Below are 26,319 nucleotides of genomic sequence, written 5' to 3'. Positions count from 1 at the left end.
GTCCTACCTGGCTTCTCGGATGGCCAACTGGCTTGCGGACTGGGCCACCCCGAAGGCCTGGGGGGTGGGCTGACTGGCCATGTAGAGGCGGTCGACGGTACGGCGCGGCAGCGGGAAGTACTCGAACTGGCCGTAGATCCGGCCGTCCGCCGCCATCGGCTGGGCGTTGAAGCGGGCCACCGTCACCAGCCGGTACGGTTCGCTGCCGTTGCTCTCGAGCAGCGCGATCTCGGTGATCCGGCGGGCGCCGTCGGCGAACCGGGTGAGCTGGATGATCACGTCGACCGCGCTGTTGATCTGGTCGTGCAGTGCCTCGAAGGGGATCTCCACCTCGGACATCGATGCCAGGGTCTTCAGCCGCATCAGCGCGTCCTCAGCGCTGTTGGCGTGCACGGTGGCGAGGGAGCCGTCGTGGCCCGTCGACATCGCCTGGAGCATGTCCAGGGACTCGCCGCCGCGGACCTCACCGACCACGATCCGGTCGGGGCGCATGCGCAGCGAGTTGCGGACCAGGTCACGGATGGTGACCCGGCCCTGGCCCTCCACGTTCGGCGGGCGCGACTCCAGACGGACCACATGCCGTTGCTGGAGCTGGAGTTCGGCGGAGTCCTCGATGGTGATGATCCGGTCGTCCTCGGGGATCAGCCCCGAGAGGGCGTTCAGCAGGGTCGTCTTCCCGGTGCCGGTCGCGCCCGAGACGATGATGTTGAAGCGGGCCTGCACCAGGCCCGCCAGCAGGTACAGCATGTGCTCGTCGAGCGAGCCGAAGCCCGCCAGCTCCTGAAGTGTGTAGGAGCGCGGGAAGCGGCGGATGGTGAGGATCGCGCCGGTCAGGGACAGCGGCGGGATGATGACGTTGACGCGCTCGCCGGACGGGAGGCGCGCGTCGACCATCGGGTTCGTCTCGTCCACGCGCCGGTTGACCGTCGAGACGATGCGCTCGATGGTCTGCATCAGCTGGTCGTGGGAGGGGAAGCGGAGCGGCAACTGCTCGACCCGGCCGCCGCGTTCCACGAAGATCGAGTCGGGGCCGTTGACCATGATCTCGGTGATGGAGGCGTCTTCGAGCAGCGGCTCCAGGATGCCGAGTCCGAGCGCCTCGTCGACCACCCGCCGGATCAGCTGCGAGCGTTCGACGGTCGACAGGACCGGACCCTCACGGCTGATGATGTGCCCGAGCACCCGCTCAAGGCGCGCCCGGCGCTCGGCGGCCGCCAGCGAGCTCATCTCCGCGAGGTCGATCTCCTCCAGGAGCTTGGCCCGGTAGGAGGAGACGAGGTGGCCGTCCTCGCCCCGACTGCCGTTCTCCTCGGGGGTGTTGATGCGGGACCGCAGGCTCATGGGGTACCTCGTTCAGTGGTCGAGCGGCATGGTGGCGGACTTCACGGCGGGGTCGAAGTCCCACCCGGGCACGATCGACGGGATCTGGACGGTGGCGGTGACGGTGACCGAGTCGCCGCCCCCGCCCTCGGCGCAGTCGACGGACAGCCAGTCGCTGATCGCGTTCACACAGCTGTCCTGCGCGCTCAGGTCCAGCGAGGCGGCCCGCGCCCCGGCCCTGGCCGCCGTACCGGCCTGCTGGGCGGTGTAGGCGACGATCCCGAGCTGGACGACCGCCATGGCGACGAGGATCAGGATCGGGAGGAAGCCGAGGTACTCGATGGCCACCTGGCCGCGGTCGCGAAGGCTCTTGTGGGAGTCCGACATCTCAGTCCCTGTCCTCCTCCACGGCGCCCGCGTGTCCGTCGACCTGGAAGGGGAAGGCGAGCGCACCCGGGAAGAGGACCGGGACGTCCAGGTGGACATCGGCCCTGACATAGCCGCCGCCGGTGCTGCAGTCGACCTCGCCGCTCCAGGCGCCGGGCAGCTTGTCCTGTCCCGCCTGCTCGCACGCGGCCTCCCGCTCCCCCGGCGCCGCCGCCGTCGCGGCCCGTACCGCCTCGTCCGCAGCATTCCCCGCCAGCGTGAACGTGTACCCCAGCAGCACGAACTGCCACAGCAGCACCAGGGTGATCAGGATCAGCGGGATCATCCCGAGGAACTCGATGGTGACCTGGCCCTCGTCCCCGCGGGAGCGCCGAGAAGCCGTCCGGCCGTCCGGCCCGGCGGCGGCACGGGACACGGCACCCGGACCCGCCGGAAGCACGCCCCCGACACCCGGACCCGCCGGAAGCGCGCCCGCGGTACTCATGCCCCCGAGAAGCCGTCCCCCCGCGCCCGGCCCTCCGGAGATACCCGGCCCCGCGGAGAACGCGCCTCCGGCCACGGTGTCGTCGGCTGCCGAAGCCCCGCCCCGCGGCTGTCCGCACCGGCCCACGCCCGGCTCGACCGGGGAGCGCCCCTTGCCCCGACGGCCCGGGTCCGCCGGCCGGGCCCACACGGCCGCGGCCCTCATCTCCCCAGCTCCCTGCGTCGCCGGAAGGTCAACGACCCCCGCTCCCGGCCCCCGTTGCGATGGGAGTTCGCCTCGGTGCCCTTGACCAGGCCCAGTTCACCGGCGAGCGTCCACAGGGCCTGCTTGACCGTGCCCTTGGCGTCGAGTTCGTGGACCCGGCCCGCGTCCACCGCGCCCTGGAGCTCCTTGAAGTTCGCCGGGATGACGGTCGCCGCGACGCCCGTGCCGGTGATCTTCTGGATGAGCGGGGCCTGGATCTCCGTACCGCGGCTGTGCCGGTTGACGACGACGGTGGTCTCCTCGGCCTTGCGGACCTGGAGCCGGTCCCACATGCGCACGGCACGCTTGGCGCCGCGGACGGCGACCACGTCCGGGGTGGTGACCAGCAGGGCCGTGTCGGCCATCTCCACGACGGCCGCGCCGGCTCCGCTGAGCTGGGCCCCGCAGTCGACGACGACGACCTCGTAGCGGGAGCGCAGGGCGGAGACGATCTGGCGGGCGGCGCGCTCGGTGACCTCCTCGCCGCGTTCGCCCTCGCCCGGGGCGAGCAGCAGTGCGAGGCCGGTGTCGTGGGGGAAGACGGCGTCGGCGAGGACGCGCGGGGAGATGTCGGTGATGGTGGCGAGGTCGGCGACCGAGCGGCGGAACTGGACGTCCAGGTAGGAGGCGACGTCACCGGTCTGGAGGTCCAGGTCGAGCAGGGCGGTGGTGCGCCCCGATGCCTGGGCGGCGAGGGCGAGCTGGATGGCGGTGGTGGTGGCGCCGACCCCGCCCTTGGCGCCGCTGACGGTGACGACGGTGCCGCCGACGCCGGTGAACACGTCGGTGGCGGCGCCCAGGTGCCGTCGTACGCCCGTCGACCACTGGGCGACCGCGTGCACCCGGGTGGCGAGCTCCTCGTAGCCGAGCGGGAGCGAGATCAGGCCGCGGGCGCCGTAGTCCATGGCGGCCTGGAAGAGGCCGGGGCTGACGTCGGAGGTGACGAGGATGACGCCGACGGCCGGGAAGCGCAGGGCGACGTCGCGGATCAGCTCCAGGGCCGGGACGGGGCCGATGCGCTCGTGGACGACGACCACTTCCGGCAGCTCGTCGATGGACTCGGCGGCCAGGCGCGCGAGGGTGTCGATGAGCTGGGTGGAGTCGGTGACCGGGGCGACCGGCTCGGCGTCCGGGAGCTGGCTGAGCAGCGTGGTGAGGGAGCGGACCGCGTCCGCGTCGCCGACTGCCGGGAGGATCCTCGTGGGCATGGCGGCCTCTCACTTGTCCTTCGCGAGTTCGTACGTGCGCTCCTGCTCGGGCACGGTCCCGGTCTCGCCGGGGGCGACCAGGGCGAGCCGGACGCGCTTGGCGAACGACTCGGCGTACGTGATGCGCTGGGCGTCGAGGGCGGAGAGGGCGAAGGTGATGGGGCGGGCCTCGGTGGCGGCGCGGGTGCGGTCGTCGGCGTCGGGCTGGAGCGGAGTGAGGTCGCCGACGTCCAGGACGCGCGCGTTCGTCACGATGATCTTCGACTGGTCGGGGTCGCCCTCCTTCTGTCCCTCGAAGGTGGCGTACACGTTGACCGCGGAGCCCGCCGTGATCTTTCCGGCGACGCCGGTCGCCGCGTCGATCATGATGGCGATCTCCTGCTGCCCGGGTTGCAGGGCCGGCTGGTCGACGATCATGTCGCTCTGGAGCAGGGAGCCCTTCTTGAGGGTCGTCACGGCGATCTTGTCGCGGACGGCGTCGAGGTCGGTCACCGCGTTCGCCGACAGCCAGCGCTTGGGCATCTCCGTCTTCTCGAACTGCGCCGCGGTGAGCCGGGTGTAGGGCTCGATGTCGCTCTTGACCTCGTACGCCGTGACCTCGGGGCCGACCTCGGACTTCACGTCGTTGATGACGGACAGCACGCCGGCGAAGGCCGCGAGGGCGCCCAGGACCGACAGGAGCAGGAGTATCACGCCGCGGCGCTGACGGGAGTTCATGAACCGTGGACCTCGTTGGGGGGCTCGGTCGGGCGGAATCGGGGACGGGGGCGATCCGGCGTACGGGTCACCCGGCGGGCAGTTGGTGCTGTTCGTACTGAGGGGCGGGTGTCACGGGTGCGGTGGCCGAGCAGAAGACGCAGCGGTCTCCGATGACGTCGATACCGCACCAGTGACAGATGTTCTGCCGCACCGAGGTGACCAGTTGGTAAAGGACGGACAGGTCGGGCAGGAAGGTGCAGAACTCGATCAGCTTGCCGGTGCCCCACCACTCGGCGGACTCGGCGGGCAGCGGGGTCTCGCGCAGCCCCTGGATCCGCCAGGACTTCGCGAGGGCCCCGGAGACCCAGTCGGACTGGAGCTGGCCGCGGGCGACGAGCATCGAGGTGGCGAACTCCGGCCCTGCGAGCGTGGCGTCCGGGGCGAGCCTGACCAGCTGCGGCTGGGGGTGGGCGAGGACGGCGAACTGGCTGCCCGGGACCCAGGACTTGGCGTGCGACTTGAGGCCGACGGGGACCCGGTCGAGCTTGGCCACCGAGCCGAGGAGGGCGCCCGCGTGGAGGTAGTGGGTGAGCAGCCGGCCCGCCGAGGCGAGGACGCCCGGGCTGAGGTCGCAGGAGGCGAGCTGTCTCAACTGGCGGGCCAGGACGGCGATTCCGAGGGGCGGCAGTTCGGGACGGAACAGGGCGATCCGGTCGCTCTCCAGGAGGGACCGGACGGTGCGCAGCCGTTGGTCCACCGCGGGTGGCACGGCTTGGGAGTACACGACGATCACATGGCCGTGCTGGTCGATCAGCGTCTGGAGCGCGGCGAGCGAGTGGTCCAGCGGCTGCCGGTCGAGGCCGTCGAGCACGACGGCGGGCAGGGTCCGCTCGTCCTGCGCCGGCAGCGCCATGTCGGCACCGGTCACTGCGATGGCAGTTGGCACGCGCAGCTCCCCGTATCCCATGCCCGAGGGTCCGACGGATCACTCCGGCGCACCCGGTCGACTTCACTGCGTGACTACCTCAGCACTGTAACCACGCCTCTGTGACCGGAGAACAGCGATTCTGTGACTTCCTGTCCTGCCCGACGGACCAAAAGCGGTCGATTACCGCCCAGATGGGGCGCACTTGCCACGTGCGCGAGCCAGAGAAAGGCCGGTTGCGCATCCATCCCTGACGGCATCCTTGACAGCGGCATTGGTCTGGACCAACTCTCTTGTCATGCCCATATTCAGCAGAAAACCGACGCGGTTCTGGACCACCGCCCTCGCCATGACCCTCGCCCTGGGTGTCACGGGACCGGCCTCCGCCGCGGACGTCGACAACGCGAAGAACGCCGGTTTCGAGTCCGGTCTCAGCGAGTGGACCTGTTCCGCCGGCAGCGGTACGACGGTCTCCTCCCCCGTGCACGGCGGCTCGGCCGCGCTGAAGGCGACCCCGGCCGGGCAGGACAACGCGCGCTGCGTCCAGACGGTGGCCGTGAAGCCGAGCTCGACGTACACGCTGAGCGCCTGGGTGCAGGGCGGCTACGCCTACCTGGGCGCGACCGGCACCGGCACGACCGACGTGTCGGCCTGGACCCCGGACACGGCCTCCTGGAAGCAGCTGTCGACGACCTTCACCACCGGCGCCTCGACGACCTCGGTGACGGTGTACACCCACGGCTGGTACGGCCAGGCCGCGTACTTCGCCGACGACGTGTCGGTGTACGGCCCCGACGGAGGCGGCGGAGGCGGCCCTTCTCCTACGGTCCCGGCGGCGCCGGCCGCTGTGACGGTCACCGGCACGTCCGCCTCGTCCGTCTCGCTGTCCTGGAACGCGGTGTCGGGGGCGACCGGGTACCACGTCTACCGGAACGGTACGAAGGTCACGGCGGTCACCGGGACCTCGGCGACCGTGACGGGGCTGGCCGCGTCGACGTCGTACAGCTTCCAGATCACGGCCGTGAACGCGGCGGGTGAGTCCGTGAGGTCGGGTGTGGTGACGGGGACGACGAGCGCTGCTCCGGGTGGCGGGGGCGGGGCGGTGCCGAGACACGCGGTCACCGGGTACTGGCAGAACTTCGACAACGGGGCGACGGTCCAGAAGCTGTCGGACGTGCAGGCGCAGTACGACATCATCGCGGTGGCGTTCGCGGACGCGACGACGACTCCGGGTGCCGTGACCTTCAACCTGGACTCGGCGGGGCTCGGGGGGTACACGGTCGACCAGTTCAAGGCGGACATCAGGGCGAAGCAGGCGGCGGGCAAGAAGGTCATCGTGTCCGTGGGCGGGCAGAACGGCACGGTGTCGGTGAGCGACTCGACGTCGGCGACGAACTTCGCGAACTCGGTGTACGCGCTGATGCAGACGTACGGGTTCGACGGGGTCGACATCGATCTGGAGAACGGGCTCAACGCCACCTACATGTCACAGGCGTTGCGATCGCTGTCGGCAAAGGCGGGCTCCGGGCTGGTTCTGACGATGGCACCGCAGACGATCGACATGCAGTCCACGTCGAACGCGTACTTCCAGACCGCGCTGAGCGTGAGGGACATCCTCACGGTGGTCAACATGCAGTACTACAACAGCGGTTCGATGCTGGGCTGCGACGGCAGGGTCTACTCGCAGGGCTCGGTGGACTTCCTGACCGCACTGGCCTGCATCCAGCTGGAGGGCGGACTGGCGCCGTCGCAGGTGGGGTTGGGGTTGCCGGCGTCGCCGCGCGGGGCGGGCAGCGGCTATGTCTCGCCGTCCGTGGTGAACAACGCGCTGGACTGCCTGACGAAGGGCACGGGGTGCGGGTCCTTCAAGCCGTCGAAGACCTACCCGGACCTGCGTGGGGCGATGACCTGGTCGACGAACTGGGACGCGGCAGCGGGGAACGCGTGGTCGGGGGCTGTGGGGCCGCATGTGCACGGGCTGCCGTAGTCGGTGGTCAGGGGGTGGGTGAGGTGCGGCCCTGGATGACGGCCATGACCTCCCGCCCGGTCGTGCCGAGCGTCGGACCCAGCTCGTGCGCGCCTGTGCCGTGGAGGGTGACCAGGCCGCTGTGCACGGGGTCGATCACGTGGACCGGGCGGTCGTAGCGCACCATGCGTGTCACGGTCAGGTCGATCGGAGCCTGTGAGTCGCGGACCCGGGAGAAGTGGGCGCCGAGGTGGACGGGCCCGCGGAGGCAGCGTACGACCACGGACACCTCCGCCCCCTCGGCGCTGCGCACCTCGTGGATCTGGAGCTCTGCGTCCACCGTCACGCCAGGGGCTTGTAGTACCCGAGGATCGCGGCCAGTTGGGCGAACCACTGGCCCAGCAGGTCGCGGCCCTTGGCGTCGACGACGCACTCGTAGAAACGGCCGTCGACGTGGATGACGGCCATCATGAGCGTCTTGCCGTTGGGACCGGCCTTGTAGTGGACGCTGCGGATCTCGTGCCAGGGGAACTCGGCGGCGTACCCGTGATCCTCGAAGGCGACGCCCGCGGAGTCGACGACGATGGAGTTGTGCCGGTCGACGGCCATGAACTCGGGGCCCTCGGTGGGCTGTTGCGGGTGCGGCGGTGGAGTGGGCCGACCGTACTGCGGAGGCGGCGGGGCCGACAGGCCGTACTGCGGGGGCGCGTACTGGGCCGGGGCGGGCGGGCCGTCCTGCGGGGGCGTCGGCGGACCGAACCCGGGGGCCGCGGGGACCGGGGATCCGAAGCCGGGGTGGGCGGCGGCGGGAGGGGCCGGCGCGCCCGGCGGGGTGGCGGGCGGCTCGACGGAAGTCTGCGGGACGGATTGCGGCGCGGAGGGGGTCGGTGCCGCTGGGGTCGGTGAAGCGGCGCCCGGTGCGGTGGCGGGGCCCTCGTAGGGTGGCGGCGGCCAGGCGGACACGGGCGGAGCCGCGGCAGGCGGCACGGGGACCGGCGAAGCGGCGCCCGATGCGGTGGCGGGGCCCTCGTGGAGTGGCGGCGGCCAGGCGGACACGGGCGGAGCCGCGGTCGGCGGCGCGGCAGCGGGTGGGACGGGAACCGGCGGCGCGGCAGCCGGTGGGGCGAGGACCCAGTCCGCTTCCGTGGGGGCCGGTGGGGTGGTGGACTGCGCGGCGGCATCGGGGGCGACCGGAGCCGGGGCTTCCGGCGAGGCCGGGGACTGTGGAGTCGGGTCCTGTGGCGTGGTCATCTGCGTCGGCCCTCGTCGGTGGTGTGGTTCCCGGTGGCCGAGGATATCTCCCCTGCCGGGGTCCGGGCCGGGTCCCCGTTCGTGCCTCCTTGGGGTGCGCCTTGGGGTCGACCGTGCAGGACGCGCCGACCGAGAAGGGCAGACTCGCCCCGCTGCACCCGGAGCCTCAGCCCTCACGTCGAGCGATCCGCCCGACTCAGAAGAACTCCGACCACGGCTGGTCCCAGATCTGCTTCACGCACAGGACCAGGAACAGCAGCCCCGCGATCGCCAGCATCGCGTTGCTCAGGGGACCGTTGCGCCACTGCCCGGGTGTGCGCGAGGAGTTGAGGAGCCAGAGCAGGGTGCCGGCGAGGAAGGGGAGGAAGGCCGCGCCCAGGACGCCGTAGAGGATGATCAGGCGGAAGGGCTGGCCCTGGAAGAGCAGGACGATGGGCGGGAAGGTCAGCCACAGCAGGTACGCGCGGAAGGGCCAGGAGCGTTCGCGGGCGCCGGAGGCGACCTCCTCGCCCTTCTGCTCGCCCTGGCCCCGGAAGCGGGCCACGAAGTCCGCGAACATCAGGCTCACCCCGTGCCAGACGCCGATCAGCGAGGTGAACGACGTGGCGAAGAAGCCGATGAGGAAGAACTTCGCGGTCGCCGAACCGTACTCGTCCTCCAGGATGTCGCTCAGCTGGATGAGCCCCTTGTCGCCGCTCGCGATCGCCACGTTGGCGCTGTGCAGCAGCTCCGCGCCGACGAAGAGCATGGCGACGACGAAGATGCCGGTGGTGATGTAGGCGACCCGGTTGTCGAGCCGCATCACCTTCATCCAGCCGGTGTCGGTCCACCCCTTGGCGTTGACCCAGTAGCCGTACGCGGCGAGCGTGATGGTGCCGCCGACACCGCCGATCAGGCCGAGGGTGTTGAGGATGGAGTCCTTCTCGTCGGGCAGGACGGGGAGGAGACCGGCGAAGGCGTCGCCGAGGTTCGGCGTGACCCTGATCGCCAGGTACACCGTCACCACGAACATGACGCCCACCAGGACCGTCATGACCTTCTCGAAGACCGCGTACTTGTTGAACCAGACGAACACCAGGCCGACCAGACCGCAGGCGATGGCCCACCATTCGAGGTCCATCACGTCCGGGAACAGCGCCTGGAGCGGCAGTGCGCTGGACGACATCGCCGCCGCACCGTACACGAAGCCCCAGATCACCACGTAGACCGCGAAGAACCAGGTGGTCCAGCGGCCCAGGCTCGCCCAGCCGTCGAACAGGGTGCGGCCGGTGGACAGATGCCAGCGGCCCGCCGCCTCCGCGAGGGAGATCTTGACCAGGCAGCCGATCACCGCCGCCCACAGCAGCGTGTAGCCGAAGTTGCTGCCCGCGATGAGCGTGGCGACGAGGTCGCCGGCGCCGACGCCGGTCGCGGCGACGACGATTCCGGGGCCGATGTACCGCCAACTGGACTTGCGCGGTACGGAAGTCGCCTCACCGGTCGCTGTGTTGTCCGTGGTGTCCGCCATGAAGGTCAAGAAACCCTAAAGATCGCGCACCGGCAAGAGGGCGTGCGGTGAAGGAAGTCAGCACTCGCCGCACGTACCCAGTTCGAACCAGACTGTCTTGCCGCGCCCGTCCTGGCGCCAGCCCCAGCGCAGCGCGAGCGCCTCCACCAGGAACATCCCGCGGCCGCTCTCCGCGTTCCCGGCGTCCAGCACCCGCGGGGTGCGGCGGCCGGAGTCGGCGACCTCGCAGCGCAGCACGCCGTGCGCGGCGGACAGGGTGAGGGTGAAGCGGCTCGCCGAGTGGAGGAGGGCGTTGGTGGCGAGTTCGCTGACGAGCAGCACCGCGGTGTCGACCAGGTCGTCGTCCCGCTCCGCGAGCCCCCACCCCTCCAGCTGTCTGCGCACCTCGGCACGGGCCTCGCGCACGGCGGACGGGCGGGGGTCGTACTCGACACTCACATGGCCCGCGCCCAGGGGCGGTTGGGGGTAGGCGGCGTATCGAGGGTCGGGATCCGGAAGGCGTCCCCCAGAGAGTCGCAGCATGGTCTCAGGGTGACCCCCGCGGGTGCGGCGCACACGGGGAGTACTACCTGATTCCATACCTGCACCACACCTGTACGGCTACGCGTACTGCAGTCGTACGGTCGCCCCGTCCCGGTCGTCGCGTACGTCGACGTACGCACACACCTGACGCGCGTACCAGAGCCCCTGCCCGGGCGCGGGGCCGCCGGCGTCCGGCGGTACGAACCCGGCGAGCGGGTCGCCGACGCGCCGCCCCGAACGCAGCTCGCAGACACACTGGGCGCCCTCCCCCCACAGCAGCGCGGTACCGGCCCGCTGCCCCACGGCTTCCGCCGCCTCGGCGACTGCCGTCCCGAACAGCTCGGCGTCGGCGAGGGCGAGCCCCCGGTCCCGCGCCCGGTCCCGTACGGCGTCGGCGGCCAGCTCGGTGAGGAGCTCCGCGTCCGGCGGGGGCGGTGCCAGGGGTACGGCGTCCAGCTCGGCGACGAGGCGTACGGGCTCCTCGTACACGCCGGTGTCGGGGTGGGCGCGGCGGGCCGCGTCGACGATCGCGGGGCCCGCGGTGCGGGTGTCGTAGGCGCACAGGGCGGTGGTGGCGAGCGGCGCGAAGAGCAGGTTCGCGAGCGCCTCGTAACGGATCCATTCCGTGGCCTCCCGAGGCGAACGGCCCGCCCTGCCGTTCCAGACGGGCTCCATGAGCAGGTGGACACGACCACCGGGCCCGGCGTGGGCTGCGAGGTAACCGGCGCCCTGCGCCACGGCGTTGGCGGCGGAGCCGGTGTACCACTCGGCGTGGTCGATGAGCGTGACGTGCTTGACGTCGGCGCCGAGGGCGTCCCGGAGGAGGGCGAGGTTGTGGGGGGAGGCGATGGCCACGGGAGGTGGTTCTCCGGCGGCGTTGAGGCCTTCGGTGAGGAAGGGGAGGGCGGTGGCGAGGAACTGGTCGTCGGTGCCGTAGACGGTCATGCGGTGGTCGAAGGGGGTGGTCATGGAGAGGGCTCCTTGTTGCGCCGCGCCTGTCAACGCTGGGCCGTGACCCACGTTGCGATCTGCGTTCTCGTGTTGAATCCGAGCTTGTTGAGGATGCGCTCGACATGCCCCTCGGCCGTGCGGCGGGCGATGACCAGCCGGTCCGCGATCTGCTGGTTGGCCAGCCCTTCCGCGACGAGCTCCGCGACCTGCGCCTCCCGCGGAGTGAGCCGTACCGGTGGGCTCTCCGGTGAGCGCGGTGCGGGCAGCCCGGGTTCCTGAAGGGCGTAGCCGACGAGTTCGGTGAGGGTGAGTCCGGCGCCCCGGTCGTACGCCGGAACGAACGCGGCCCGCCCCAGCGCTCCCAGCGCCCGGTCCTCCGTCTCCCGACGCGAGGAGTTCAGCGCGGCCGACCCCCAACGCCCCTCGTCCACCACGACCCACGCACGGTCGGCTCCGCCGAGCAGGACCGCCGCCCGCTCGTGGGCCCCGCGCTCCATGGCGATCCGGGCCGTGAGGTCCAGCGTGAGGGCGAGCCCGATGAGGTCGTTGACGGCGAGTTTGAGGCGGAGGGCGTCGCGGGCGTACCGCTCGGCGCGGGGCCAGTCCTGTTTCACGGTGTGGGCGAGGGCGAGCATGCGCAGCACATAGGAGCGGACCCATTCCTCGCCGTGCTCCTCGCACAGCAGGAGGGTCTTCTGGCAGACCTCGACGGCCCGGTCGGCATGGCCCAGGAAGCCGAGCGCGCAGGCGAGTTCGACCTGGTCGAGTCCGACGAGGCTGAGGTGCTGCCCGGGGACGCGGCCGCGGGCGACTCCGGCCTCGAAGTGGGCGAGCGCGGCGGGGAGGTCGTCGGCGAAGAGACGGATGACGCCGATGACGTACTCGGCGTGGGCGGCTTCGGCGGCGTCCCCGAGCGCGCGGGCCAGGTCGCGGGCCTCCTCTGCGCGGCGCAGTCCCCGGGTGAGGTCCTCGGGGCATCCGGCGAGCAGCCCGGCCACCCACAGTCCGCGGGCCCGCTCGACGGTGGGCTCCGGGTTCAGTTCCAGGGCCCGTTCGAGCCAGTAACGCCCTTCGCGGGGTGCCCCGCAGGCATGCCAGTAGAACCAGAGCGTGCCGGCGAGCCGCAGCCCGGCGAGCGCGTCGGTAGGGCTCTCCAGGCTGAAGTGCAGGGCGGCCCGCAGGTTGTCCTGGTCGGCGCGGAGGCGGGCGACGATCTCCCGTTGCCCGGGGCCGAACCAGGCCTGTTCGCAGGCGGCCGCCCGCCGCAGCATCCAGTCCCGGTGCCTGCGCCGGGTGGCGGGCTCCTCGCCCTCCGTCCTGCGCAGCCGCTCCAGGCCGTAGCACCGCAGTGTGTCGAGGAGCCGGTAGCGCACCGCCCCGTCCGGCCCCGGCTCCCGGGCCAGTACGGACTTGTCCACGAGTCCGGCGACCGCTTCGAGTACGTCGGCGCGGTGGACGAGGTCGCCGTCCGCGCAGACCGCCTCCGCGGTGTCGAGGTCGAAGCCGTCGGCCGGCACCGAGAGGCGGGCCCAGACCAACTGCTCGCGTTCGGTGCACAGTTCGTGGCTCCAGTCGACCGCGGAGCGCAGGGTGCGGTGGCGCGGGAGGGCGGCCGGGCTGCCGGAGGTGAGCAGGCGGTAACGGTCGTCGAGGCGTTCCAGGAGCTGTTCCACGCCGAGCACGCGCATGCGTACCGCGGCGAGTTCGATGGCGAGCGGGAGTCCGTCGAGGCGCCGGCACAGGCGGGCGACGGCGGCCCGGTTGTCGGCGGTGAGCGCGAAGCCGGGGACGACCGCGGCGGCCCGGTCGGCGAACAGGGCCAGCGCCGGATAGCCGTCGGCCGCGGACAGGTCGCCGTCCGGATCGGGGACCGGCAGCGGTCGTACGTCGAGGAGGTTCTCCTCGGTGAGACCGAGCCGGTGCCGGCTGGTCGCGAGGATCCGGACGCCGGTGGTGCCGAGCAGCAGCGCGGCCGCGAGGTCGGCGCAGGCCGGCAGCAGGTGTTCGCAGTTGTCGAGGACCAACAGCGCCTTCCGGTCGCGTACATGGGCGACGAGGGCCTCCAGCGGCGGCCTCGCGGAGTAGTCGTGGAGGCCGAGCGCGTCGGCGACGGCGAGCGGGACCAGCTCCGGGTCGCGCAGCCCGGCCAGGTGGACGAAGCGGACTCCGTCGGGGAAGGTGCGCTCGGCCCGGGCCGCGATGCGGGCGGCGAGGCGGGTCTTGCCCACGCCGCCCGGGCCGGTGAGGGTGACCAGGCGGGCGCGGGTGAGGAGTTCGCGACCCGCGGCCTGTTCACGGCGCCGGTCGACGAAACTGGTCGTCTCGACCGGCAGGTGCCCCATGATCAGCCAGTCCTCCGGGGTGTGGTCGGAGATCCCACTGTGGGGGCGGCCCTCACATATATGCACGCCCGGCTCACACCCTCGGGTGCACTTCTCCCGGGATCATGCCGCGGCCCACCGATCCGCGTACACTGCACGGCCCTCTTGACCTGACCATGTCATACACGGACGATGAGCGGCACACCCGCACGGCACACCCGCACCGGCACACCCGCACCGGCAGCACGTCGCAGAGCTCGCTGAACCACCCCCCGCTCCACTCCCCGCTTCCGGAGACCCCGGAATCCCTGGAGAACACAGGAGACTTCATGCGACTTCGCATACGCGGTTCCGGCGCCCACGGCGGCACCCGCTACGCCGCCCTCGCCGCAGTCCTGGCCCTCGCCCTCGCCGCCCCGCTCTCCGCGAACGCCGACAGCGCCGCGAAGGCGGCACCGAGCGCCGAGGACGTCCGCCAGTACGAGATCCACCAGCAGTCGACACCCGTGACCCGTACGGCGATCCAGCAGACGGGCGTCACGGTGGACGAGGCCGACGAGGAGACCGTCGTGGTCTCCGGCCGCGCCGACCAGATCCGGAAACTGCGCCAACTCGGGTACGAGGTCTCCGCGTTGGGGTCCGCTCCGGACCGGGTCGCGGAGGACGAGGTCCGGCTCTACGACTTCCCCTCGGCCGACTCGCGCTACCACAACTACGCCGAGATGAACGCCGAGATCGACCAGCGGCTCGCCGCCTACCCGAACATCATGAGCAAGCGGGTCATCGGCACGTCGTACCAGGGCCGGGACATCGTCGCCATCAAGATCAGCGACAACGTGGCGACCGACGAGGCCGAGCCCGAGGTGCTGTTCACCCACCACCAGCACGCCCGTGAGCACCTCACGGTGGAGATGGCGCTGTACCTGCTGCGCGAACTCGGCGCGGGCTACGGCTCCGACTCCCGGGTCACCAACATGGTGAACAACCGCGAGATCTGGATCGTCCCGGACCTCAACCCGGACGGCGGCGAGTACGACGTCGCCACCGGCTCGTACCGCTCGTGGCGCAAGAACCGGCAGCCCAACTCCGGTTCCTCGGCCGTCGGCACCGACCTCAACCGCAACTGGGCCTACCGCTGGGGCTGCTGCGGCGGCTCGTCCGGGACGACGTCCTCCGAGACCTACCGGGGTACGGCGGCCGAGTCGGCACCCGAGGTCAAGGTCGTCGCGAACTTCGTGCGCAGCCGGGTCGTCGGCGGGGTCCAGCAGATCAAGACGAACATCGACTTCCACACGTACAGCGAACTCGTGCTGTGGCCCTACGGGTACACGTACTCCGACACGGCGACCGGGATGACGGCGGACGACAACGCCGTGTTCAAGGCGGTCGGGCAGAAGATGGCCGCGAGCAACGGGTACACGGCGGAGCAGGCCAGCGACCTGTACATCACCGACGGGTCGATCGACGACTACCTCTGGGGCACCCACAAGATCTTCTCGTACACCTTCGAGATGTACCCGTCGTCGAGTTCCGGTGGTGGGTTCTACCCGCCCGACGAGGTGATCGAGCGGGAGACGTCCCGGAACCGGGACGCGGTGCTGCAACTGCTGGAGAACTCGGACTGCATGTACCGGTCCATCGGCAAGGAGTCTCAGTACTGCTAGAGGTTTGGGGGGAGCTGCGGGCCGGTGAGGGCTGGTCGCGCAGCTCTCCGCGCCCCCTAGTCGGTGTCCTCAGCCTCTTCTTCGAAGTACTTGTCCATCACCGCGTCCAGCTGTCCGTCCCACTCCTCGAAGCTCGACCTCGACTTGGCCTCGATTTCGATGGGATACCAGCGGCGGTCGGGTGTGTGCACCGTGATGGTGAACCGCTTGCCGAAGCGCGGGGACTCCGTCTCGACGGCACCGATCTCGTCCCAGCGGAACTCACAGGCCTGGTCGTCGAGGAAGAGCCGTACACCCCGGTGGTCGGCGACGATCTTCGCGCGCCGGTCGGAGGCCTCGAAGACGGGGCCTTCGGGGGCCTCCTCCTCGACGGGCCCTTCGGCGGACTCCTCAACGGCCTCTCCGGCGGGCTCCTCGACGACCTCCTCCGGAGTCACCTCCGGGTCCTCCGGGACGGACTCCGCCTCGCCGGACACGGGTGAGGTGAGCCCGGGGATGTAGGCCGGGTCGAATCCGGCGCCTTCCAGGGGCTGGCTGCTCGAACCTATGCGCTGCTCCACAGCGGGCAGTATGGTCGACGATCCTGTGCCGGACACAGCCAGCCCCTACATCGTTATCGGACGCCTACATGGGGCTACCGAGTTTCATTCGCAATGCATCGGGCTTCAGCCCGGCGGCGAAGCGAATCTCGTGACTGCGGCGCAGAGCGTCGCGGTGTCGTTCCGGCGGAGCCGGATACTGCACCCATAGAGGTGAGACGGGGAACGGATGTTCCCGGCGACATCGAATGGTGTGTGTTCGTACGATCACCGAATGCAGCTTCGATACGCCTTCCGCCTGTACCCGGAGCCCGGTCAGCGCACCGCGTTGGCCAGGGCGTTCGGGTGTGCGCGGGTGGTGTTCAACGATGCGGTACGGGCACGGGAAGACGCCCGCACCGCGGGTCTGCCGTTCCCGAACGCGGCCGAGTTGTCGAAACGGCTGATCACCCAGGCCCGGCACACGGTCGAGCGCTGCTGGCTGGGCGAGGTCTCCTCGGTGGTGCTGCAGCAGTCTTTGCGGGATGTGGAGGCCGCATACAAGAACTTCTTCGCTTCCCACAAAGGGGAGCGCAAGGGGAAGCGGGTAGGTGCTCCGCGTTTCAAGTCGCGTAAGGACACCCGGCAGTCGATCCGGTTCACCGCCAACGCCTGCTGGAAGATCACCAGCGGTGGGCGGCTAGCTCTGCCGAAGATCGGTGCCGTGAAGGTCAAGTGGTCGCGTGCCCTGCCCGCCGTGCCCTCCAGTGTGACGGTGATCCTGGATGCGGCGGGGCGGTACTTCGCCTCGTTCGTCATCGACACCGACTCCGCGACGGACCGGGCCCGCTGGGACGAACCGGAGCCGGGCAGTGCCGTGGGCATCGATCTGGGGCTCACGCACTTCGCGGTCCTCTCCGACGGCACGAAGATCGACTCGCCGCGGTTTCTGCGCCGCGCGGAGAAGAAGCTGAAGAAAGCCCAACGGGAAATGTCGCGCAAACAGAAGGGATCGAAGAACCGGGCCAAAGCCCGGCTGAAGCTCGCCCGCGCCCACGCGGGCGTGGCTGACGCGCGCAAAGAGTTCCATCACCAGCTCTCCACCCAGCTGATCCGCGATAACCAAGCGGTCGCGGTGGAAGATTTGGCGGTCTCCGGACTTGCACGCACCCGGTTGGCCAAGAGTGTCCACGACGCGGGCTGGTCGCAGTTCGTGGCCATGCTTCAGTACAAGGCGCAGCGTTATGGGCGGACCTTCGTCAAGATCGGCCGGTTCGAGCCCACCAGCCAGACGTGCTCCACCTGCGGGCATCGGGATGGGCCCAAACCCCTGCGCGTACGGGAATGGACCTGCCCTGCCTGCAACACCCTCCACGACCGCGACCACAACGCCGCGATCAACGTGAAACAGGCCGCCGGACTGGCGGCATCAGCCTGCGGAGCGCCGGTAAGACCTGAACCCGTTCTGGCACAGCGCGAAGAAACAGGAAGCCACGGAACCCTCATCCGAACAAGTGCCGCGTAGCGGAACAGGTCCGGATGAGGACGGCCAGGCTCTTCAGGCTTCAGCCCGAGGAGCAGGTCAAACGAACACACTCAGTACGGCCGCCACCGCGAACCCCGCCACCGACAGCACCGTCTCAAGTACGGTCCACGTCTTCAGCGTGTCCCGTTCGCTGATGCCGAAGTACTTGGCCACCATCCAGAAGCCCCCGTCGTTGACGTGCGACGCGAAGATGGAACCGGCCGAGATCGCCATGATGACGAGGGCGACGAAGGCCTGGGAGTGGTGGCCCTCGGACAGCAGCGGCGCCACGATGCCGGCCGTCGTCACGATCGCGACCGTCGCCGAACCCTGGGCCACCCGCAGGACCACGGAGATCAGGTACGACAGCACGATCACCGGCAGGCCGACGTCGTTGCAGGTGTCGGAGAGCGCCTGGGCGACCCCGCTGGCCTTGAGGACCGCGCCGAAGACCCCGCCCGCGCCGACGACGAGCAGGATGTTGCCGACCGGCTTGAGGGACGCCGTCGACACCGTCTCCAGGGACTTGCGGGACCAGCCGCGGCGGATGCCGAGCAGGTAGTACGCGAGGACCAGGGCGATCGTCAGCGCCACGAAGGGGCTGCCGAAGAACTCGATGACCGAGCGGCCGGTGGAGGGGTCGAGCGCGATCGAGGAGAACGTGGCGGCGAGGATCAGGACCAGGGGCGTACCGATGATGCCGAGGACCGTGCCGAGGGGGACAGGGTCCTCGCGCGGTACGACACCCTGCGCCCGCTGTTCCTCGACGACCGCCTGCTTGGCCTCGGCCGCGGCCTCCACCATGTCCTGCGGTACGGCGACGAAGATGCGGCGGCCGATCCACGCGGAGTAGGCCCACGCGGCGAGCACCGCCGGGATGCCGCAGACGATGCCCATGAGGATCACCCAGCCGAGGTCCACGTGGAGCAGTCCGGCGGCGGCGACCGGGCCGGGGTGCGGGGGCAGGAAGGCGTGGGTCATCGAGAGGCCGGCCAGCAGCGGCAGGCAGTAGAGCAGGATCGACTTGCCGCTGCGCTTGGCCGCCGCGTACACGATCGGCGCGAGCACGAAGATGCCGACGTCGAAGAAGACCGGGATACCGAAGATCAGGCCGGTGAGGCCCATGGCGAGCGGCGCCCGCTTCTCCCCGAAGAGATTGAGCAGCCGGGACGCCAACACCTCGGCGCCGCCGCTGACTTCGAGGATCGCCCCGAGCATGGTGCCCAGGCCGATGATGATCGCGACATGGCCGAGGATGCCGCCCATCCCGGACTCGATGGTGGACACGGCGTCCGACCGCTGGACCGTGCCGAAGAGTTCGGTGACCGAGAGGCCCGCGAGCAGGCCGACGGCTATGGAGACGCCGAGCAGGGCGACGAAGGGCTGGAGTCTCGCCTTGATGATCAGGAAGAGGAGCAGGGCGATACCGAGGGCGGCCACGGTCAGCAGACCCGCGGTGCCGTCGATCAGAAGGAGCAGGCCACCGGTGTGGGGTGGGGCCTCGGGGGCGGTGGCGGCGAGCGGAAAGGACGTCATGGGGGGTCCTCTGGGTGAGTACATCCGGCTTTCGGGCAGGGGGGAGCGCGGTACGGCACCTCGTGGGGCGCCGTACCGTCGTACCGCGTGCGGGAGTTGGTGGAGCCGACGGGGCTTCAGCCGAGGACGGCCAGCGCGTCGATCTCGATGAGGAGCCCGGCGGGCAGGCCGACGTAGACCGTCGTACGGGCGGCCGGGGGCGCGGTGAGGCCCTGCTCCTCGAAGTAGGTGTTGTAGATGCCGTTCATCTCGGCGAAGTGGTCCACGTCCGTGAGATAGACGCGGATCATCATCACGTCGTCCCAGGAGGCGCCGCCCTCCTCCAGGATCGCCTTGACGTTGGCGAGGGTCTGGAGGGTCTGCTCGCGCAGGGTGGGACCGGCCGGTGTGGGGGGCTTGCCCTCCTCGGCCGGCAGGAAGCCGACCTGCCCGGCGACCTGGAGGATGTTGCCCTTCCGCACCCCGTGGGAGAACTTCGCGGGCGGGGTGGTGTGCGTCTTGGGGGTGAGCGCGATCTTGTCCGTCATACGGGGTCCTTGGGGTCCTTTGCTGGGGTTCTGCCGGAGTACTCGCCGCTGATGGCATCGGCCGTACGGCGGACCTGCGGGAGCAGGGTGAGGAGTTCCTCGGCGGTGACGACGACGTTCGGCGCGGAGACCGACATCGCGGCGACGACCTTGCCGTCGGCACCGCGGACGGGGGCCGCGACGCAGTTGATGGACTCCTCGTGGCCACCGAGATCGGTGGCCCAGCCCTGTTCGCGCACCCGCTCCAGCTCCTTGAGGAAGGCGGGGGCGTTGGGTGTCGAACGGGCCGTGTACAGGGGGTAGTCGAGCTTGTCGGCGAGGGCGCGCCGCTCGGCCTCGGGCAGATCGGCGAGCAGCAGCTTGGCGACCGCGGCGACGGTGATGGCCACCGGTTTCCCGATCCGGGAGTACATCCGCACCGGGTAACGGCTCTCGACCTTGTCGATGTACAGCACCTCGTCCTCCTCGTACACGGCGAGGTGGACGGTGTGCCCGCACTGCTCGTTGAGGGCGACGAGGTGGGGGTGGGCGATCTCCCGGATGTCGAGGTTCTCCATCGCCTCCTGGGCGAGCGCGATGAGCCGGGCGCCGAGGCGGTAGCGCTGGTCGGACTGGCGGTAGACCATGCCGTGCTCGTGCAGGGTGCGGAGGAGCCGCAGCGCGGTGGACTTGTGAACACCGAGGCGGTCGGCGACCTGACCGAGGTCGGCGGGGCCCTCGGCGAGCAGCGGCAGGATGCTGAGTGCTCGGTCGACGGTCTGGCTCATGGGGTGCGTACCTCCTCCGGGGCCGTGTCGGCTTGCGTCCAGCCGGGGCCGAGTCGAAGTGTCCCCCACGCGTCGTCCCCGACGGTGGCGAGGCGGTCGGCGTGTGCGCGGGAGGGGGGTGCGGCGAGGTCACCGGGGGTGGTGAGGGTGGCGGCGGCCCAGAGGTGACCGTGCCTTATCCGATCCCTCACAGGGAGGTTGCGGAGGGTCGCCGAGAGGAATCCGGCTGCGAAGGCGTCGCCGGCGCCGGTGGTGGCTACGACGTCGACGGTGAGGGCGGGTACGAAGGTGCCCGGTGCGAGGGTCGGCCGGGGGTGGGATTCGCTCGCCCGCGCTTGCGGGGTGCCGCTGCGCCCACCCGTGCCGCCCTGCGGCACGACTGCCCGCAGCGACGGCGGCGTATCAACTGGCGGCGCCTGGGACCCACCTAGGGGCGCGGGGAACTGCGCGATCAGCCCACCACTGCCCGCGGCCGACACGAAGGCAGTTGCCCCCACCGACCCCTGTTTCACCACCAGCATTGAAGGTTCGGGCAGCACCGCACGTATCGCCGCGGGGCCCCCCGCGACCCCCCACGCCCCCTCCGCCTCGTCCTCCCCCACGAACACGATGTCGGCCCGCCGAGCCAGCTCCAGCAGCACCCGAGGCCCCTCGGCATCCCGCCACAATCCGGCCCGGTAATTGACGTCGAACGACACCACCGGCCGCCCGCCCCCCGGAGCCGTCAACTCCCGCAGCAACCCGAGACAGTCGTCCGACAAGGCCGCAGTGATCCCCGACAGATGCAGCAAACGACCCGCCCGCACCACCGAGAGGTCCACGTTCTCGACCGACATCGCCGAAGCCGCCGACCCCGCCCGGTAGTACGCGACCTCATGCGCATCCGAAGCCCGATCCCCCGCCGTACGGAAGTACACCCCGGTAGGACGAGCCGCATCCCGACCGACGGCCGAGACATCGACCCCATACCCCCCGACCGTCTCGACCAGGTGATCCCCGAACCCGTCGACCCCGACCCGGCTGACCCACCGAACCGCGAAGCCGGCTGCAGCCAACCCGCACGCCACGTTCGACTCCGCCCCACCGATCGCCCGGTCGAAGGACGGCACGTCGGCGAGCCGCCCCGGCCGGCTGGGCAGGAACGTGACCATGGACTCGCCGAGCGCGACGACGTCCACGGCGTCGGGGGCATTCACGATGGTCGTAGCTCCTTCATTGACCCAACCTTGGCGTGGATGTTAGACAGCAGTAAGCGATATACGCAATGGACGTTGCACATACTGCAACGCACCCTTTCAGGGAGGCCCCGTGTCCGATACCGAAGCGCTCGCCCGTCTCGCGGAGGACCGCGTCGACCACCGCTTCAAGGGCCTCCCGCCGGACGCGGACGGCCTGACCGTCGCCGAGCTGACCGCCCAGCGCCGCAACCTCTTCACCGACGGCTTCACGACCCCCGTACTGGCCCTCTCCGCCGAGCGCCTGGACCACAACCTCCGGCTCATGGAGACGTACGCCGCCCGCCACGGCCTCGCCTTCGCCCCGCACGGCAAGACGACCATGGCCCCCCAGCTCTTCCACCGCCAGATCGAACACGGCGCCTGGGGCATCACCCTCGCCGTCCCCCACCAGGTACGGGTCGCCCGGGCCTACGGGATCGAGCGGATCTTCCTCGCCAACGAACTCGTGGACCCGGCAGCCCTGCGCTGGATCGCCGGGGAACTCGCGAGCGACGCGGACTTCCGCTTCGTCTGCTACATCGACTCCGTCCGCGGAGTCGAGCTGATGGACGCGGCCCTGCAAGGGACGACACGCCCCCTGGACGTCGTCGTCGAACTCGCCGCCGGTGAGGGCGCCCGCACCGGCGCCCGTACGGAGGCGGAGTGCGCGGCGGTCGCCGACGCGGTCGCGGCCACCGGAACGCTACGGCTCGTCGGCGTCGTCGGCTACGAGGGCGAGGTCCCGCGGGCGAACCCGGAGCGCGTGCATGCCTGGCTGCGCCGACTCGTCGCCCTGACCGCCGAGTTCGACAAGGCGGGACGGTTCGCCGGAGCAGGACTGGACGAGATCGTGATCAGCGCGGGCGGCAGCGCCTGGTTCGACGCGGTCGCCGACGTCTTCGCCGAGATCCCCGAACTCTCGCTCCCCGTACTGAAGTTGCTGCGCTCGGGCGCCTACGTCTCGCACGACGACGGCCACTACCGCAAGGTGACCCCCTTCAACCGGGTCCCCGAGGAGGGCGCGCTGGAGCCCGCGTTCCGCCTCTGGACCCAGATCGTCTCCCGCCCCTCCCCCGAGCAGGCCTTCGCCAACGCGGGCAAGCGGGACGCGGCCTACGACCTCGACCTCCCGTTCCCCCAGGTGGTCCGCCGCGACAACGCCGAGCGCCCCGCGACCGGCGTCGAGGTGACCGCCCTCTCCGACCAGCACGCCTGGCTGCGCACCGCCCCGGAGGCGGACCTGGAGGTCGGTGACTGGCTGGGCCTCGGCCTCTCCCACCCGTGCACGTCCTTCGACAAGTGGCAGCTGATCCCGGTGGCGGAGGCCGACGGGACGGTCGTCGAATACATCCGTACGTTCTTCTAGAAGCTTCCAGGAGCGGGAGGTCCGGCATGGAAGAGCTCGTCATCCGGGACGTGGACGTCGTCGACGGCAGCGGCGCCCCCTCGTACCGCGCCGACGTGGTCGTGGACGCCGGCCGGATCGTCTCGATCGTCAAGGAGGCGGCCGACGCGGGCTGCCAACGCCCCAAGGCCCGCCGCGAGTTGGACGCCGAAGGCCTGGTCCTCTCCCCGGGCTTCATCGACATGCACGCCCACAGCGACCTCGCCCTCCTGCGCGACCCGGACCACAGCGCCAAGGCCGCGCAGGGGGTCACGCTCGAAGTGCTGGGCCAGGACGGGCTGTCGTACGCCCCGGTCGACGACCGCACCCTGGAGGAGGTCCGCCGCGCCATCACCGGCTGGAACAGCTACGGCGACGACATCGACTTCGACTGGCGGTCGGTGGGCGAGTACCTGGACCGCCTCGACCGCGGGATCGCCGTCAACGCGGCCTATCTGATCCCCCAGGGCACGGTCCGCGCACTCGCCGTCGGCTGGGAGGACCGCGAGGCGACTCCGCAAGAGCTGGACCGTATGCGCGAGTTGGTCGCCGAAGGCATGGAACAGGGCGCGCTCGGCATGTCGTCCGGGCTGACCTACACCCCCGGCATGTACGCCAAGGACGCCGAACTCACCGAACTGTGCCGGGTGGTGGCGCGGTACGGCGGCTACTACTGCCCGCACCACCGCTCGTACGGGGCGGGAGCCCTGGAGGCCTACGCGGAGATGGTCGCCCTGACCCGGGAGGCCGGCTGTTCCCTCCATCTCGCCCACGCCACCATGAACTTCGGCGTGAACGAGGGCCGGGCGCCGGAGCTGATCGCGTTGCTGGACGAGGCGCTGGCGTCGGGCGCCGACATCAGCCTGGACACCTACCCCTACACCCCCGGCTCCACCACCCTGGCGGCCATGCTGCCGAGTTGGGCGAGCGAAGGCGGCCCCGAGGCGGTCCTGAAGCGGCTCGCGGACGACGGGACCGCGGAGCGCATCCGCCACCACCTTGAGGTCATCGGCTCGGACGGCTGCCACGGCGTGCCGATGGAGTGGGACACGATCGAGATCTCGGGGGTCACCGATCCCTCGCTGTCGGAGTACGTGGGCCGCCGCCTGGACAGTTGGGCGACCGCACGGCACCTGCTGCTCGCCGACCGGCTGGCCCCGTCGATCCTCCAGCACGTCGGCCACGAGGAGAACGTCCGCATGATCATGCGCCACCGCGTCCACACCGGCGGCTCCGACGGCATCCTCCAGGGCGCGAAGCCGCATCCGCGGGCGTACGGCACGTTCCCGCAGTATCTCGGCACGTATGTGAGGGAGTTGGGCGTCCTCTCCCTGGAGGAGTGCGTGGCCCACCTCACCTCGCGCCCGGCGTCACGGTTGCGCCTGCCGGACCGCGGTCTGGTCAAGGAGGGTTACCGGGCGGACCTGGTCCTGTTCGACCCGGACACGGTGGCTCCGGGCTCGACCTTCGCCGACCCGCGCAAGCTGCCGACGGGCATTCCGCACGTCCTGGTCGACGGCCGGTTCGTGATCGAGGACGGCCGCCGCACGGACGTACTTGCCGGCAGAGCGGTCCGTCACAGTCCCATGTGACGGAACGGCTCGTGCCTTACCGCGCCGCCCTTACGGCTTGGGCAGGGTGCAGGTGCTCGCGTTCAGGTTCAGCTGGTTGCCCGTGGTGAAGCAGGCCGGGATGTTGTAGATCTCCTGGGCGTAGTTGATGCCCTCGCGCACGGTGACGTTGCCGTTCGCGTCGACCTCGCACGGGTTGTTCTCCGTGCAGGTCTCGCCGTCCTCGTTGCCGGTGTTGTTGACGGCGACGACCTTGCCGGTGGCCTGGTCGATCACGGGCGAGCCCGAGGTGCCGCCGATGGTCTGGCAGGCGGAGGTGTAACGGACCGAGTCCTTCCAGGTCCAGTCGCCCTCCTTCAGCCGGTACGCGAACCCGTCGATGTTGCAGTTGTAGAGGCGCTTCCAGTACCCGGAGGCCACGGTTATCGCGGTCCCGGCGGTCGGGTGCGTGTCCTGCACGGTGAGCGGGGAGATGCCGTACGAGCTCTTGATCGACGCGTACGTGCTGGTGAGCTGGTAGATCGACACGTCCGTGTCGGTCATCGTGCCGTAGGCGAGCTTGCTGGCGCGCAGGGTCGCGACCCGGGTGCCGGAGGAGTTGAGCAGCCCGAAGGTCCGAGTGGAGGCCTGGTTGGTGAGCACCTCGCCCGGCGCGGGGAAGCCGGTGGTGAGGCAGTGCCCGTTGCTGAGGACCAGCGCCGGGTCGGTGTCCAGGGAGTTCGGGAAGCGGATGACCGAGCCGGAGCAGTTGCTGAGCGCGACCGTGCCGGCGAGGGTCACCGCCTGGAGCTTCGGCGACGGTGACGTGAGCTGGGACAGACTCGCGGTGGTGGACGTGACCACGTCGTCGACCACGGAGGTGACCGTGTCCGCGCCGACGCTCTTGCCCACGCTCGCGGCCGTGGGTTCGGCGGCGACCGCGGGTGCCGTACTCATCCCGGCGAAGGCCAGGACGGAGAGTGCGGCGACGAGAGGCTTTCTCATGTGGGGGTCCCCTCTTGCGACTTGGGCGACCGGAAATTTTCCGGCCGCCCGCGATTTTGTCATGCACATTGTGAAGAGGGGTGGGTGATTGGGCAAGAAGCTGTGCCGAGCCCGCGCCTTCGGGCGAGCAACACCGTCACACATGGGGGCCACGGCCGCACCGTCGTGTTCGGCGAGGTCAACCTACCCGGAAGCGGGGCTACTTAGGACCCTTGGTGGCGCCCTGTCCGCGCCCCTTGCCGGAGTTGCCGGGGCCGTCGGCGGAGGTGGAGCTCGCTGAGGGCGACGGGGCGGCCGGGGCGGAGGAGCTGCCGGCCGACGGGCTCCCGCTCGACTCCGGGGCCGCGGAGTCGGCCGTGGAGGCGCTCACGCCGGGCGAGGCGACACCGCCGGTCGCCGACCCATCGGTGGGCGACACCCCCGGGGCAGCGGGGCGGACGGAAGAGGCCGGGTCCGTGGCGCCGCTCGTGCCGGTGGAGGCGGAGGGGGTGCCGTCGCGCGGATCCCGCGAGGGGTCCGAGGAGGAGTCCGGCGAGGACAGCCCCGCGATCAGGGCCACCGCCGACACCACCCCGACGGCTCCGACGGCCACGACCACCCGCCGCGAGCGCCCGGCCCCCTTCCCCCGCGCGGCCCGCCGCCGGTCCGCCCGGCCCGAAGGCTCCGGACCGGCGCCCTCCGGACCGACGGGCCGCGGACCGGCTGCCTGCGGACCTGCGTACTGCGGCCCCGTGTACTGCGGGCCGGCGTGCTGTCGACCCACAGACTCCCGACCGGCGGGCTGCGGACCCCTGCGCCGCCGACCCACGGGCTGCGGACCCGCGGGCACCGGACCGACGGAC

Annotated in this window: 24 protein-coding genes; 5 read left to right on the top strand and 19 right to left on the bottom strand. The window is 70.8% G+C overall.

The window, feature by feature from the left end; all coding sequences use genetic code 11:
* Positions 1-3 precede the first annotated feature (3 nt).
* The 6 genes from AB0D34_RS40390 to AB0D34_RS40365 form a co-directional block, all read right to left on the bottom strand.
* Positions 4-1,341, bottom strand: a complete 1,338-nt coding sequence (locus AB0D34_RS40390) for a CpaF family protein (protein WP_362671462.1) — start codon at positions 1,339-1,341, stop codon at positions 4-6.
* Positions 1,342-1,353: 12 nt separating this feature from the next.
* On the bottom strand, positions 1,354-1,707 hold the full coding sequence (locus tag AB0D34_RS40385) for a TadE family protein (protein WP_362671460.1): 354 nt from the start codon (positions 1,705-1,707) through the stop codon (positions 1,354-1,356).
* 1 nt (position 1,708) lies between these two features.
* Positions 1,709-2,032 (bottom strand): pilus assembly protein, encoded by a 324-nt coding sequence (locus tag AB0D34_RS40380; protein ID WP_362671568.1) that lies wholly within the window; start codon positions 2,030-2,032, stop codon positions 1,709-1,711.
* Between the two features lie 359 nt (positions 2,033-2,391).
* Complete coding sequence (locus AB0D34_RS40375) at positions 2,392-3,642, bottom strand: AAA family ATPase (protein ID WP_362671457.1); 1,251 nt, start codon at positions 3,640-3,642, stop codon at positions 2,392-2,394.
* 9 nt (positions 3,643-3,651) lie between these two features.
* Complete coding sequence (gene cpaB, locus AB0D34_RS40370; RefSeq protein ID WP_362671455.1) at positions 3,652-4,359, bottom strand: Flp pilus assembly protein CpaB; 708 nt, start codon at positions 4,357-4,359, stop codon at positions 3,652-3,654.
* 67 nt (positions 4,360-4,426) lie between these two features.
* Positions 4,427-5,308: a hypothetical protein gene (locus AB0D34_RS40365; protein ID WP_362671453.1), complete on the bottom strand. Its 882-nt coding sequence runs from the start codon at positions 5,306-5,308 to the stop codon at positions 4,427-4,429.
* 256 nt (positions 5,309-5,564) lie between these two features.
* Here AB0D34_RS40365 and AB0D34_RS40360 point away from each other — a divergent pair, with 256 nt between their 5' ends.
* The gene (locus AB0D34_RS40360; protein WP_362671451.1) at positions 5,565-7,253 is read left to right on the top strand and encodes a glycoside hydrolase family 18 protein; all 1,689 of its coding nucleotides are present in this window, start codon (positions 5,565-5,567) and stop codon (positions 7,251-7,253) included.
* 7 nt (positions 7,254-7,260) lie between these two features.
* Here the strand turns inward: AB0D34_RS40360 and AB0D34_RS40355 are convergent, their stop codons facing one another.
* From AB0D34_RS40355 to AB0D34_RS40330, 6 genes are all read right to left on the bottom strand, one after another.
* Complete coding sequence (locus AB0D34_RS40355) at positions 7,261-7,578, bottom strand: hypothetical protein (RefSeq protein WP_362671449.1); 318 nt, start codon at positions 7,576-7,578, stop codon at positions 7,261-7,263.
* Entirely contained in the window at positions 7,575-8,483 is a 909-nt protein-coding gene (locus tag AB0D34_RS40350; protein ID WP_362671446.1) for a hypothetical protein, read from the bottom strand. The genes AB0D34_RS40355 and AB0D34_RS40350 overlap by 4 nt, the downstream gene beginning before the upstream one ends.
* 196 nt (positions 8,484-8,679) lie before the next feature.
* Positions 8,680-9,990: an Nramp family divalent metal transporter gene (locus AB0D34_RS40345; protein WP_362671444.1), complete on the bottom strand. Its 1,311-nt coding sequence runs from the start codon at positions 9,988-9,990 to the stop codon at positions 8,680-8,682.
* 57 nt (positions 9,991-10,047) lie between these two features.
* A complete protein-coding gene (locus tag AB0D34_RS40340; RefSeq protein ID WP_362671441.1) occupies positions 10,048-10,512 on the bottom strand; it encodes an ATP-binding protein in 465 nt (154 codons plus the stop codon).
* A 78-nt stretch (positions 10,513-10,590) separates the two neighbouring features.
* Positions 10,591-11,481, bottom strand: coding sequence for an MEDS domain-containing protein (locus AB0D34_RS40335; protein ID WP_362671439.1), 891 nt, complete (start codon positions 11,479-11,481; stop codon positions 10,591-10,593).
* A 29-nt stretch (positions 11,482-11,510) separates the two neighbouring features.
* Complete coding sequence (locus tag AB0D34_RS40330) at positions 11,511-13,871, bottom strand: LuxR C-terminal-related transcriptional regulator (protein ID WP_362671437.1); 2,361 nt, start codon at positions 13,869-13,871, stop codon at positions 11,511-11,513.
* A 242-nt stretch (positions 13,872-14,113) separates the two neighbouring features.
* Here AB0D34_RS40330 and AB0D34_RS40325 point away from each other — a divergent pair, with 242 nt between their 5' ends.
* Positions 14,114-15,448: a M14 family metallopeptidase gene (locus AB0D34_RS40325; protein ID WP_362671434.1), complete on the top strand. Its 1,335-nt coding sequence runs from the start codon at positions 14,114-14,116 to the stop codon at positions 15,446-15,448.
* 56 nt (positions 15,449-15,504) lie between these two features.
* On the opposite strand, the gene AB0D34_RS40320 is transcribed toward AB0D34_RS40325, so the two are convergent.
* The gene (locus AB0D34_RS40320; protein ID WP_362671432.1) at positions 15,505-16,008 is read right to left on the bottom strand and encodes a hypothetical protein; all 504 of its coding nucleotides are present in this window, start codon (positions 16,006-16,008) and stop codon (positions 15,505-15,507) included.
* Positions 16,009-16,261: 253 nt separating this feature from the next.
* Here AB0D34_RS40320 and AB0D34_RS40315 point away from each other — a divergent pair, with 253 nt between their 5' ends.
* Positions 16,262-17,491: an RNA-guided endonuclease TnpB family protein gene (locus tag AB0D34_RS40315; RefSeq protein ID WP_362671430.1), complete on the top strand. Its 1,230-nt coding sequence runs from the start codon at positions 16,262-16,264 to the stop codon at positions 17,489-17,491.
* A gap of 57 nt (positions 17,492-17,548) precedes the next feature.
* Here the strand turns inward: AB0D34_RS40315 and AB0D34_RS40310 are convergent, their stop codons facing one another.
* The 4 genes from AB0D34_RS40310 to AB0D34_RS40295 form a co-directional block, all read right to left on the bottom strand.
* Positions 17,549-19,027, bottom strand: coding sequence for a gluconate:H+ symporter (locus AB0D34_RS40310; protein WP_362671427.1), 1,479 nt, complete (start codon positions 19,025-19,027; stop codon positions 17,549-17,551).
* 116 nt (positions 19,028-19,143) lie between these two features.
* Positions 19,144-19,554 carry a RidA family protein gene (locus tag AB0D34_RS40305; RefSeq protein WP_362671425.1) on the bottom strand — a complete coding sequence of 137 codons (411 nt, stop codon included), beginning with the start codon at positions 19,552-19,554 and terminating at the stop codon, positions 19,144-19,146.
* On the bottom strand, positions 19,551-20,321 hold the full coding sequence (locus AB0D34_RS40300; RefSeq protein ID WP_362671423.1) for an IclR family transcriptional regulator: 771 nt from the start codon (positions 20,319-20,321) through the stop codon (positions 19,551-19,553). The genes AB0D34_RS40305 and AB0D34_RS40300 overlap by 4 nt, the downstream gene beginning before the upstream one ends.
* Positions 20,318-21,517, bottom strand: a complete 1,200-nt coding sequence (locus AB0D34_RS40295; protein WP_362671421.1) for a sugar kinase — start codon at positions 21,515-21,517, stop codon at positions 20,318-20,320. Before AB0D34_RS40295 ends, AB0D34_RS40300 begins: the two co-directional genes overlap by 4 nt.
* Before the next feature lie 112 nt (positions 21,518-21,629).
* Between AB0D34_RS40295 and AB0D34_RS40290 the strand changes: the two genes are divergently transcribed.
* Positions 21,630-22,904: an amino acid deaminase gene (locus tag AB0D34_RS40290; RefSeq protein WP_362671419.1), complete on the top strand. Its 1,275-nt coding sequence runs from the start codon at positions 21,630-21,632 to the stop codon at positions 22,902-22,904.
* A 26-nt stretch (positions 22,905-22,930) separates the two neighbouring features.
* Entirely contained in the window at positions 22,931-24,514 is a 1,584-nt protein-coding gene (locus AB0D34_RS40285) for a D-aminoacylase (protein WP_362671417.1), read from the top strand.
* A 30-nt stretch (positions 24,515-24,544) separates the two neighbouring features.
* On the opposite strand, the gene AB0D34_RS40280 is transcribed toward AB0D34_RS40285, so the two are convergent.
* Both AB0D34_RS40280 and AB0D34_RS40275 read right to left on the bottom strand, forming a co-directional pair.
* Positions 24,545-25,477, bottom strand: a complete 933-nt coding sequence (locus tag AB0D34_RS40280; RefSeq protein ID WP_362671415.1) for a serine protease — start codon at positions 25,475-25,477, stop codon at positions 24,545-24,547.
* 199 nt (positions 25,478-25,676) lie between these two features.
* On the bottom strand, positions 25,677-26,069 hold the full coding sequence (locus AB0D34_RS40275) for a hypothetical protein (protein WP_362671413.1): 393 nt from the start codon (positions 26,067-26,069) through the stop codon (positions 25,677-25,679).
* Positions 26,070-26,319: the final 250 nt, after the last annotated feature.

Source organism: Streptomyces sp. NPDC048420 (assembly GCF_040651535.1).
In the GTDB taxonomy this organism is placed as follows: domain Bacteria; phylum Actinomycetota; class Actinomycetes; order Streptomycetales; family Streptomycetaceae; genus Streptomyces.
Note: the sequence above shows the minus strand (reverse complement) of the source record. Positions and strands in the feature narration are given on the sequence as shown.

What these genes read in the sequence shown, in the direction of transcription:
- AB0D34_RS40390 (WP_362671462.1), bottom strand. Translation starts at nt 1,341, where the DNA reads ATGAGCCTGCGGTCCCGCATCAACACCCCCGAGGAGAACGGCAGTCGG.
- AB0D34_RS40385 (WP_362671460.1), bottom strand. Translation starts at nt 1,707, where the DNA reads ATGTCGGACTCCCACAAGAGCCTTCGCGACCGCGGCCAGGTGGCCATC.
- AB0D34_RS40380 (WP_362671568.1), bottom strand. Translation starts at nt 2,032, where the DNA reads ATGATCCCGCTGATCCTGATCACCCTGGTGCTGCTGTGGCAGTTCGTG.
- AB0D34_RS40375 (WP_362671457.1), bottom strand. Translation starts at nt 3,642, where the DNA reads ATGCCCACGAGGATCCTCCCGGCAGTCGGCGACGCGGACGCGGTCCGC.
- cpaB (WP_362671455.1), bottom strand. Translation starts at nt 4,359, where the DNA reads ATGAACTCCCGTCAGCGCCGCGGCGTGATACTCCTGCTCCTGTCGGTC.
- AB0D34_RS40365 (WP_362671453.1), bottom strand. Translation starts at nt 5,308, where the DNA reads ATGGGATACGGGGAGCTGCGCGTGCCAACTGCCATCGCAGTGACCGGT.
- AB0D34_RS40360 (WP_362671451.1), top strand. Translation starts at nt 5,565, where the DNA reads ATGCCCATATTCAGCAGAAAACCGACGCGGTTCTGGACCACCGCCCTC.
- AB0D34_RS40350 (WP_362671446.1), bottom strand. Translation starts at nt 8,483, where the DNA reads ATGACCACGCCACAGGACCCGACTCCACAGTCCCCGGCCTCGCCGGAA.
- AB0D34_RS40345 (WP_362671444.1), bottom strand. Translation starts at nt 9,990, where the DNA reads ATGGCGGACACCACGGACAACACAGCGACCGGTGAGGCGACTTCCGTA.
- AB0D34_RS40340 (WP_362671441.1), bottom strand. Translation starts at nt 10,512, where the DNA reads ATGCTGCGACTCTCTGGGGGACGCCTTCCGGATCCCGACCCTCGATAC.
- AB0D34_RS40335 (WP_362671439.1), bottom strand. Translation starts at nt 11,481, where the DNA reads ATGACCACCCCCTTCGACCACCGCATGACCGTCTACGGCACCGACGAC.
- AB0D34_RS40325 (WP_362671434.1), top strand. Translation starts at nt 14,114, where the DNA reads ATGCGACTTCGCATACGCGGTTCCGGCGCCCACGGCGGCACCCGCTAC.
- AB0D34_RS40315 (WP_362671430.1), top strand. Translation starts at nt 16,262, where the DNA reads ATGCAGCTTCGATACGCCTTCCGCCTGTACCCGGAGCCCGGTCAGCGC.
- AB0D34_RS40310 (WP_362671427.1), bottom strand. Translation starts at nt 19,027, where the DNA reads ATGACGTCCTTTCCGCTCGCCGCCACCGCCCCCGAGGCCCCACCCCAC.
- AB0D34_RS40305 (WP_362671425.1), bottom strand. Translation starts at nt 19,554, where the DNA reads ATGACGGACAAGATCGCGCTCACCCCCAAGACGCACACCACCCCGCCC.
- AB0D34_RS40300 (WP_362671423.1), bottom strand. Translation starts at nt 20,321, where the DNA reads ATGAGCCAGACCGTCGACCGAGCACTCAGCATCCTGCCGCTGCTCGCC.
- AB0D34_RS40285 (WP_362671417.1), top strand. Translation starts at nt 22,931, where the DNA reads ATGGAAGAGCTCGTCATCCGGGACGTGGACGTCGTCGACGGCAGCGGC.
- AB0D34_RS40280 (WP_362671415.1), bottom strand. Translation starts at nt 25,477, where the DNA reads ATGAGAAAGCCTCTCGTCGCCGCACTCTCCGTCCTGGCCTTCGCCGGG.